This window comes from Dyadobacter sp., from assembly GCF_051859145.1.
In the GTDB taxonomy this organism is placed as follows: Bacteria; Bacteroidota; Bacteroidia; order Cytophagales; family Spirosomataceae; genus Dyadobacter.
Genome location: NZ_JBHYGF010000201.1, coordinates 22,013 through 28,691 on the forward strand (window position 1 = coordinate 22,013; position 6,679 = coordinate 28,691).

A 6,679-nucleotide genomic window follows, 5' to 3' on the forward strand; every position below is an offset into this window, starting at 1 on the left:
TGTAAATTTGATGAGGCAGTAATCTAATCAATTATCCTAGCATCCGCTTCACCTTGTGCAGTCCCTTTATCAGAAGGTCAATCTCCTCTTTCGTGTTGTAAACAGCAAATGACGCGCGGGAGGTTCCGGTAATATTGAAGCGGCTCATCAATGGCTGCGTGCAATGGTGACCAGTACGAACAGCAATACCCTGCTGATCCAGCAGTACACCAATATCCTGGTGATGAATACCGTCAATAACAAACGAAAGCACGCTTACCTTCTCTTTCGCTTGTCCGATGATCTTCAAGCCTTCAATTTCACTTACTGCCTCAGTTGCATATTTCAGGAGCTCATTCTCGTACGCTGCAATATTGGCTTTTCCCAGTGTTTCCACGTAATCGATCGCGTATTTGGCGGCTACTACATCCGCAATATTCGGTGTACCAGCTTCAAATTTGTAAGGAAGCTCATTATAGGTTGTTTTTTCAAATGTAACTTCCTTAATCATCTCGCCTCCCCCTCGGTACGGCGGCATAGCATTGAGCAAATCCTTTTTACCATAAAGTATCCCCATTCCGGTAGGGCCGTAAATCTTATGCAGCGACAATGAATAAAAGTCACAATCCAAATCCTGTACATCCAGGTGCAAATGCGAGCTCGCCTGTGCGCCATCGAGCAACACTTTCGCTCCTACCGCATGCGCTTTTTCAATGATCTCCTTTACAGGATTGATCGTTCCCAGTGAGTTGGACACGTGTACGACTGATACAAACTTGGTCCGTTCGGTGAGCAGCTTTTCATATTCATCCATCAACAACTCACCCTCATCATTGATAGGTATCACTTTAAGAATGCAGCCTTTCTCCTCGCAAAGCATTTGCCAGGGAACAATGTTGGAGTGGTGCTCCATGGTTGAAATAATCACTTCATCCCCTTCTTTCAGGAACTTGCGGCCGTAAGTAGCTGCAACAAGGTTGATCCCGTCGGTAGTACCGGAAGTAAATACGATTTCCTCCGAAAATTGCGCATTCAAAAATGCCTGCAAACGCTTTCTCGATTGCTCAAATGCAGAGGTAGCTTTCTCGGCCAGGTGATGGATTCCCCGGTGGATATTTGCATTATAATGCTCGTAATAGCCCGAAATCGCATCCAGTACAACCCGCGGCTTTTGCGTCGTGGCTGCATTATCGAAATACACAAGCTGCTTTCCATTTACTACCTCATTGAGGATCGGAAAATCTTTCCGAATGGAAGCTATATCAAAAGGAGTATTCATGTGATGTATTTTTAAGAAAAATACCCAACCCAAAAAATTGAGCTGGGCAACAATAAGCTGTGTCCTGTATGAATGCGGACGTTTATTTGGTAGCCAGCTTTTCAGCAATTACATTTTCCAGGTACTCTCTGATGGAATCAATCTTGATCTGGGAAACTACATCAGCACAAAAGGCAAACATTAGCAGCGAGAGCGCTTCTGAATGCGAAATACCTCTTGAACGCATGTAAAACAATGCTTCTTCATCTATCTGCCCCGTCGTCGTTCCGTGTGAACATTTCACATCATCTGCAAAAATTTCAAGCTGCGGCTTGGTGTTCATGGTAGCATCCGGCGACAGTACAATGTTTTTGCAGGATTGAAATGCATTCGTTTTCTGTGCATCAGGACGAACGAAAATCTTTCCATTAAAAACCCCTTTCGATCTGTCCCTCAGAATGCCTTTATACAATTCATTACTGTTTGAATTTGGCTTACGGTGATCCGCTGTGGTGTGATTGTCTACGTGCTGCACGCCATCCGGGAAGTACAAACCGTACATATATGCTTCACAACGTTCGCCGTCGATAACAATATTGAGGTTATTTCTGGTAAAACGTCCATTCAAAGTAACAGTTCCTGCGTAGAACTGCGATCGGTCAAGCATTCTTACTTGGGTTGTACCCACATGGTATGCTTTATCGCTTTCATTCTGTACTTTATAGTATTCCACACCTGCATCCTCACTTACATATATTTCCGTTACTGCATTCGTAAATGAACGTTCGGTACCCAAAGTCCTGAAAGCTTCCGCCAGCTTTACATGTGCATTTCGACCGACCGAAATAATATTCCGCGGCTGGCTGCCAATGTTCTGAGTTCTCGCATCACTTACAAAACGGAGGATCACAGGATGCGCTACCGTTTGATTTTCAGGAACATGAATAAAGATCCCGTCATGCGTAAAAGCGGTATTCAGTTCAGTAAATGCGTCTCCGCTTTCACCAGCCAGCTCGTTGAAATAAGAATTGATCAGATCGGGATCATTCTTGATTGCTTCTGAAAGTGAGCTGATCGTCAGTTGGTCAGACGAAGAAACAAGCCTCGACAAACCCGCGTGATAATGCCCATTTATGAAATAAATGATATTGGCATCCTGCTCCGGAATTTTAAGATCTTCCAGGTCGCTCAGCTCAATATCACTCGCTGCATTGAAATTGTATGTTTCGCTTACCAGCTCCTTGACGTTAGAGTATTTCCACTCTTCGTTCTTGATCGTCGGAAAGCCTAATTTATCAAACCTGGCCAGCGCCGCACGTTTTTTCTGGTGAAGCGCAGACGACGCCGCACCGTTCATGACAGATTCACGCGCGTAAAAGTCTGTAACAAGCCTGGTTTTTAAATCTATTGTTTCGGTACTCATCGAATTTTTAATAAGGTACTTTAATGCCAAGAAACTCCACAAACAAGGTTTTTAACTGATTGCTTCCACTTCGGCCTTGATCCAGTCGTAACCTTTTTCTTCCAGTTCCAGAGCCAGCTCTTTCGGTCCGGATTTTACGATCCTTCCTTTATAAAGTACGTGTACATAGTCAGGAACAATATAGTCGAGCAAACGCTGGTAGTGGGTTACCACGATCGTAGCGCGTTCGGGAGAGCGTAGCGAATTCACGCCTTCCGAAACAATACGCAATGCATCGATATCCAAACCGGAGTCTGTTTCATCCAGGATCGCCAGCTTAGGTTCCAGCACAGCCATTTGAAAAATCTCGTTGCGTTTTTTCTCACCACCCGAAAACCCTTCGTTCAATGCGCGTTTCAGCAGTGAATCGTTCATACTCACCAACTTGGCCTTTTCACGAACCATTTTGAGGAACTGAGCTGCATCCAGCGGGCTCTCGCCTCTGTATTTACGAATTTCGTTAACCGCAGTTTTCAGAAAGTTGATGGTAGTAACACCAGGAATTTCAACAGGATACTGGAATGCAAGGAAAATACCTTCCGCAGCTCTTTCTTCAGGTGCTATTTCAAGAATATCTTTTCCATTAAAAACAACACTCCCGCCTGTCACCTCATATTCCTCTCTTCCGGCAAGTACGGATGCCAGCGTACTTTTGCCAGAACCGTTAGGACCCATAATTGCATGTACCTCACCTGGTTTCACTTCCAGATTGATACCTTTTAATATTTCCTTACCTTCAACTGAGGCACGCAAGTCATTTATTGAGAGCATAACTGATTAATTCTTAATAGATAGTTCGTGGCAATTTTACCGCAAAAGTAACACGTTTTGGCCGTAAAAGAAAATGGAGGCAACTGGCTGAAAACGTGCGCTACACCTAACTACAACCTTTTTAATACCGCCCTTGTTCCCGTATAAATGATATTATATCTCAAAACTGCCGCAACTTTATCGCCAAACTGCAAGGCTGTTTTTAATTGATCAATAAACCTTTATTTTGCGTTCGTAGCATTTGTAACACTTCATGCAAACATCTGAAACAGATCACCGCTATAAGGTAAAAGTCACGTCTGAAACCGGGCGGCTCAAACGGCTTTTGATCCACAGTCCCGACCGTGGACTCGGCAAAGTAGTGCCCAGCAAAGCCCAGGACTGGCTTTTTGAAGACATTGTTCACCTGGATACCATGCGCCGGGACGAATACGATTATTACATCAAGCTGCTGCTCTATTTCCTTGATCCGGGCCAGATCAAGGGAAAGCTTGCTGAAATAGATGCAGACCCGCGACGATCCTTTTTTATACCCGGATCCGAAAATTATTATAACTCAGATTGCGTGGTTGATTTCCAAAAATTACTGGCCGGGATTCTGGAAGTACCCGGCACGCGCAGCAAGCTGACAGCCGCGATATGCGGTATTGAAAAATGCTCATTTGCGATACAGGAAGAGCTGCATACCTGTCCCCCGCACGAACTCGCGAAGATATTCATCTCCGGCTCGCGCTCTGATGAACGGATGCTTTTTGCGCCGCTTCCGAACCTGATTTTCATGCGCGATATAGGTATTGTGATCAACGAATACATTCTCCTGAACAAACCTGCGAAGACTGCCCGGACTCGTGAGTCCATCCTTGCGCAGTATGTATTTTTCTACCATCCGATGTTTGAACATGTTAGGAACAATCTGATCGAGATACCTGATAATGAAAAGCACTTTTTGCTGCCTGACGACGAAAAAGCAAGTGATTACCATCGCTGCACGCTGGAAGGAGGCGATGTCATGATGGTAGCGCCGAACCATCTCGTGATCGGATGCAGCGAGCGGACCAGCATTTACGCCGCGCAGCAGGTGATGAAGATTTTGTTTGAAAAAAACGTGGTCAGCAAGATCACTATCATCAAGATCCCCAAGAAGCGCGACTACATGCACATTGATACCATTTTTACTCAAGTCAAAAAGAATGTGTGGGTACTGCTGGGTTCACTGGCCAGGCTTGGCGACGAGGCACGTAAAAAAGATGTACTGCACTTCTTTGCACCGACAGACGCGAATAAGGAATTCAGGATACTGCAATTCGAAAAGGGAACTGAGCAGCCGCGTGAAATTGAGAATCTGGAAGATCTATTAACCGATATCAGCAAAACCGATCTCGGCAGCAACGAGCCCATACAATTTATCTATTCCGGAGACAATGAATTTCCTTACGGCGAGCGGGAGCAATGGACAGATTCGTGTAATCTGTTGGCTTTGCAGGAAGGTGTAGTAATAGGCTACGACCGAAATGATAAAACGCTGGAAGCATTTCGGAAGAAGGGATTTTCGGTGATCAGCGCCAAAGATATCCTGCAAAAGTTTGAGTTGGGCGAGCTTGATCCGGAAACACTTCACGACACATTCATTACGCTCCCGTCCGCCGAGCTTTCCCGTGCACGGGGCGGATCACATTGCATGAGCATGCCTGTTCTGCGTGAATTTTGATATTGTATTCGTGCCTTTTCGATCGTAAATTGCTGTAAAAAGAAACTCCTATGCGCATTATCACTTCATCTGCCCAGATACAGCCACAGTCCACTTCCAGGATCATGATGATCCGACCTGCCAGCTTCGGGTTCAATGAAGAGACTGCGACCACCAATGAATACCAGCAACGGGATTTGACGATAAACGAAGCCAGTACACCCGCACAAACTGCCGAAGAAGAATTTGAACTCATGACCAGTCAGCTGAGCAAGGCGGGCATTAACGTGCAGATATTTGATGATGCTGATGATATCAGGCGACCTGATGCTGTTTTCCCAAATAACTGGGTATCCTTTCATCAAAGCGGAAAAGTCGTATTGTACCCGATGATGGCCCAGAACCGCCGATTAGAAAGGCGGGAAGACATTATTGAAGCGCTAGGAAAAGAGTATAAAATTGAGGAAATCATCGACCTCACTTACTTCGAAAAAGAAGGCAAATTCCTCGAAGGTACCGGCAGCATGGTGCTCGACAGAAGATACAAAATCGCTTACGCCTGTTTTTCCCCCCGGACACATCCCGACGTGCTGGCTGCTTTTGGGGAAGCTATGGGCTATGAAATCATCGCATTCAATGCGACTGACGAAAACGACAAACCCATTTACCACACCAACGTACTGATGTGCGTGGGCGATATTTTTGCGGTAGTTTGCCTGGAAGCGATCAAAGATCCGGATGAAAGATTAATGGTAAGAGCTGCGCTGGAAGACACCAATAAGTACATTGTAGAAATTTCACTGGAACAGGTCCGGCACTTTGCGGGCAATATGCTGATGGTGAGAAACGCACGTGCCGACAAGTTCCTGATCATGTCCACACAAGCTTATGAATCGCTTACCAACACACAGGTCAAGCAGCTGAACGAATATGCGCGCCTGCTGCATACCGACTTATCGTACATTGAAACTTACGGCGGAGGCTCGGCGCGGTGTATGATGACAGAAATCCATTTACCCCGGAAATAAAAAAATGCTCCCGTTCACAGGAGCATTTTTTGAATACATAACCCTAATCCAAATTCCTAGTCTTTGATATCTGCTTTCGCCTTAGCGATTTTCTCGTTCGTTTTGGCTTTGAATGCATCCCACTTCTCGGCAGTTTCGTTTTCTACCTCGTTCCAGGAAGCTTTCAGCTCGTCTTTTTCTTTGTTAAGCTCAGCTTTGCGTTCGCGCCATTTTGCTTTTTCCTTATCAGCAGCTTTCTCCATTTTGGCATCAGCCTCCTCTATTTTTCTGTCCAGTTTGTCAACTGCGTCGTCAATGTCTTTTTTCAATGAAGCCTTATCTTCTTTCACTTTCGCCTCAAAATCATTTCCGGCTTCTTTGATATCCGCTTTTGCTTCGGCAACATTGTCATCCATGTCGTCCTTTGCTTCATCAACCGTTTCCTGTGCAGAATCTTTTGTTTTTTCTGAACAGCTTGTCATTGTCAGCATTCCTATGGTCAGCATCGAAGCGAC

6 protein-coding genes are annotated in these 6,679 nt (G+C 45.3%); 2 read left to right on the plus strand and 4 right to left on the minus strand.

The features are described 5' to 3' along the window. Window positions 1-31 precede the first annotated feature (31 nt). The 3 genes from ACTIE6_RS12865 to sufC all read right to left on the minus strand — a co-directional run bounded on the left by ACTIE6_RS12865 (window position 32) and on the right by sufC (window position 3,470). A complete protein-coding gene (locus tag ACTIE6_RS12865) occupies window positions 32-1,258 on the minus strand; it encodes a SufS family cysteine desulfurase (protein ID WP_439557025.1) in 1,227 nt (408 codons plus the stop codon). A gap of 82 nt (window positions 1,259-1,340) precedes the next feature. Next, the gene (sufD, locus tag ACTIE6_RS12870) at window positions 1,341-2,660 is read right to left on the minus strand and encodes a Fe-S cluster assembly protein SufD (protein ID WP_439557026.1); all 1,320 of its coding nucleotides are present in this window, start codon (window positions 2,658-2,660) and stop codon (window positions 1,341-1,343) included. A gap of 51 nt (window positions 2,661-2,711) precedes the next feature. Further along, on the minus strand, window positions 2,712-3,470 hold the full coding sequence (gene sufC, locus ACTIE6_RS12875) for a Fe-S cluster assembly ATPase SufC (protein ID WP_439557027.1): 759 nt from the start codon (window positions 3,468-3,470) through the stop codon (window positions 2,712-2,714). A 253-nt stretch (window positions 3,471-3,723) separates the two neighbouring features. Between sufC and ACTIE6_RS12880 the strand changes: the two genes are divergently transcribed. Then, entirely contained in the window at window positions 3,724-5,178 is a 1,455-nt protein-coding gene (locus ACTIE6_RS12880; RefSeq protein ID WP_439557028.1) for an arginine deiminase family protein, read from the plus strand. A gap of 50 nt (window positions 5,179-5,228) precedes the next feature. Then, a complete protein-coding gene (ctlX, locus tag ACTIE6_RS12885; protein ID WP_439557029.1) occupies window positions 5,229-6,185 on the plus strand; it encodes a citrulline utilization hydrolase CtlX in 957 nt (318 codons plus the stop codon). Between the two features lie 56 nt (window positions 6,186-6,241). Here ctlX and ACTIE6_RS12890 read toward each other — a convergent pair. Further along, window positions 6,242-6,679: hypothetical protein (locus ACTIE6_RS12890; protein WP_439557030.1), on the minus strand; the 438-nt coding region annotated here is incomplete at its 5' end.